Annotated in this window: 3 protein-coding genes; 2 read left to right on the top strand and 1 reads right to left on the bottom strand. The window is 70.5% G+C overall.

All coding sequences use genetic code 11. The features are described 5' to 3' along the window. Nucleotides 1-273: 273 nt before the first annotated feature. Together MXD60_RS26025 and MXD60_RS26020 are read left to right on the top strand one after the other, a co-directional pair. On the top strand, nt 274-582 hold the full coding sequence (locus tag MXD60_RS26025; protein WP_248822319.1) for a hypothetical protein: 309 nt from the start codon (nt 274-276) through the stop codon (nt 580-582). Continuing rightward, complete coding sequence (locus MXD60_RS26020; protein ID WP_248822317.1) at nt 579-1,361, top strand: helix-turn-helix domain-containing protein; 783 nt, start codon at nt 579-581, stop codon at nt 1,359-1,361. Before MXD60_RS26025 ends, MXD60_RS26020 begins: the two co-directional genes overlap by 4 nt. A 13-nt stretch (nt 1,362-1,374) precedes the next feature. Here MXD60_RS26020 and MXD60_RS26015 read toward each other — a convergent pair whose 3' ends face one another. Next, nucleotides 1,375-2,235, bottom strand: coding sequence for a hypothetical protein (locus MXD60_RS26015; protein ID WP_248822316.1), 861 nt, complete (start codon nt 2,233-2,235; stop codon nt 1,375-1,377). Between the last annotated feature and the right edge of the window lie 671 nt (nt 2,236-2,906).

The following is a 2,906-nucleotide window of genomic DNA, read 5'->3' as shown; positions in this document are numbered from 1 at the left end:
TGGTGCCCCTCTTATCCGCGTTCCGTCCGAATCCCATCAGCATTCCCCGGTCTACGTCCGGCGCGGTTGCCGGCACGTACCCGGAGGCTAACCCCGACATGCACGGAAAGGGAGCAAACGGGTCGGATGCGTAACCATCAGGGGTGTGCGTCTGGTCGAACGCATGTGCCGTCCGGCGGTGTACGGTTCTTTCAGCAAGACGGGCCCGCCCGGTGTTAGCAGCACCAGACGGACCCTTGACCCGAACGCCTGCAAACCCAGGAGTCCGAACCCGTGCACAGCATCTCACGGGGCGTCTGGAGTGTCCTCCATGACCGCGCCCTTGACGTTCCCATCACGCCGCAGCCCGGCACTCCCATCCGCACCTGCCGCCCCGTCCTGCTCGCCTTGGTCGACAGCCTCGACAGCGACAGCGACGATCTGACCGGCACACTGCCCGAGCTGCGCGCGATCGCCGAGCACGCCGAGATGTCGGAGAAGACCGCTGGCCGCGTCCTGCGCGCCCTGGAGGCGTCCGGGCTGGTTGTCATCACCCCCCGCACCCGCCGCTTCCGGCTCGTGATGGACGGGGACGCCCGATGAAGCCCAAGGCGTTGTTGTTCGAATACATCGAGCACGTTGCGCTGGTCGCCGTCGCGGGTGTGTCCGTCCGGCTGATGCGCCGCGTCCTGGACACCCTCTGCTCCTACGCGGACTCCCGGTCCTGGGACGGCGCGTTCCCGGCGGTGAGCACGATCGCGGCCGGTTCGGAGTGTTCGGTGCGTGCCGCCCGTCGGGCGCTCCGCGCGCTGGAAGACGCCGGGATCATCGTCACCGAGGTGGGTGGCGGGCGGAAATCGAGCCGGTACCGGATCGTGCGGCCCGCGCAGGCTGCGCCCGTCGCGCCTCCGGTCGTGGCCGAGCAGCCCGGCCATGCGGGCCGGGGATCTTTTTCCTGTATCTCGCTTCCTCCCTTCGGTCGGAAGCGGCGCCCCGCCGCCGCATCGAACTCGAACCCAAACCCGAAAAGAATCAAGAAGCTTCCGGAGGACCTGCGCCCGCTGGCAGACGCCCTGACCGCCCGGAACCTGCGGGCCGCGTTCTCGCTCACCGTCGAGCAGCTGGCCGAAGTCCGCCGAGCCCTCGCCGAACACGGCGTCCCCGCGCTGGTCCGCGCGGCCTACAACGCCCACCGTGCGACGGATCCGGCGCGCTGGTGGTCGGCGTGGCTCGGCCTCTGGTCCGGACTGACCGCGCCGTCACGGCCCGCGCCGGCTTCCGGTCCGGCGCCGGACGTCCCGCCACGGCCGGATCGCGACCCGGTGCGCGCCGCCGTCGGTGCCGCAGCGGCCCGCGCGGCCCTCGCCACGGCCCGACGCTGAACCGAGGGCCGCGTCAGACCGCGGTGAGCCGGCGGCCAAGCTCCTGGACTAGCGGCTCCCGCGACCATGGCGCCAACTGCTCCTGATAAAGCCTGCTGGCCCGAAGGTGCACCGGCGCATTCGGGGACGCCGCGACGGCGTCCAGCGCCTCGATGGCCGTTGCCGCCGCCGCGTCAGGCTCGGGATGGTCGCCGCCGAGATGCCCGCGGGCCATTGAGAGGCGGGCGAGGCCGACCCCCTGATGGGCCCGGGCTGTCGCGAACGCGGTGGCAGCCTGCTCCCCGTGGCGGATGGCGATTCCGCCCGCTCCCGGAGTCGCGGCGGAGGTCAACGCGATGTACAGCGCCTCGTCGGAGTCACCCCAGGGCTTCGGGTTGAGGCGACCGGCCGCCTTCGTCGCGCGCATCACGATCGTTGCTTCGGCGGCCCTCTGATGATCACCTGCCTCGGCTGCGGCAGCAGCCTCGTATCCGGCGAGGCGGGCATGCTGCGAGCGATCCGCCGAGGCCCTGCCCAGGGCAGCATGGTCTGCGGCGACGGACCATTGGCCGGCGTCCATCGCGATCCACGCCTGCAACCCGGCGACATCACCGGTCAGCCGAGCGTCCCGGGCCGCGATGGCATGCTCCTCGGCGATGTCGGCGAATCGACGTCCGAGCCGGTCGTCACCGCCGAATCGCGCCACTGTGGAGAGTTCGACGGCGAAATGCCCGGCCATCAACGTGAGGCGGCGGGCTGTGGGCAGGAGAACCCGGCGGTTGAGCATCGTTTCGACCTGCTGCCACCCGGCGAACGCTGGCGGGAACAGCACGGCCGGGGCGACTGACCAGCGGTCCCGCTGCAACTCTGCGAGCTGGAGCTCTAGCTCGGTCACGGTAAACGAGCCCGGTCGGGCGCCTTCGATCTGATCGCGCACGTCGGATGTGGCCGCGAGTACTGCGGCGGCCGTGAGGCCGCCCATGCCCTCGAAGAGCTGTCGTCTGTCCGTCGCCCTCACCTCCCCTTTCCGGTCCACTGTCCGCTCGGGGTGCGGGGGTAGTCCACCCAACCCGGGAAACTCCCGGGCCGCCATCCGGGCGAGTTGGATCTCCTCGTCCTCACGGCGCACTTGGACCCAAGCGGTGAACACCGCGCCACGTGCACGAAGGCCCTGGTCGAGCGCGATGATCGTGCTTTCCGAGGGGATCGCCCACTCGCGGCCGCCCGGCTGGTGCCCCTTCCCCGCGGCGGAGAGGGATTGGCGTTTCACCCCTGTGCGTCGCTCCAGGTCCGTCCAGCTCGCTCGCCGCCGCGCCATCAGGTCCGCGATGAGCGCGACCATCTGATCGAGAGCAGGTCGGGGTTCAGGTCCGGGGTCGGGGCCAGTGTGCACGACAACGTCCCTCCGACTGGTCACGCGGGGTGTCCGTACCTGCATTGCATGGCCGTACCTGCATTGCAGGCTGTTCGGCCTCTGGTGCGGAGTGTGTCATATCCCTACCGGCAGATCAGCCGGCTGACACGGACCCGGAGGGAGACACCGCATGCAACCCGGTTTCCCCCGCC

Origin of the sequence: Frankia sp. AgB32 (genome assembly GCF_023243045.1) — a bacterium.
Classification (GTDB): domain Bacteria; phylum Actinomycetota; class Actinomycetes; order Frankiales; family Frankiaceae; genus Frankia.
Note: the sequence above shows the minus strand (reverse complement) of the source record. Positions and strands in the feature narration are given on the sequence as shown.

Bases quoted from the DNA above. Each gene is read 5' to 3' on its own strand.
- MXD60_RS26020 (WP_248822317.1), top strand. From the start codon at position 579: ATGAAGCCCAAGGCGTTGTTGTTCGAATACATCGAGCACGTTGCGCTG.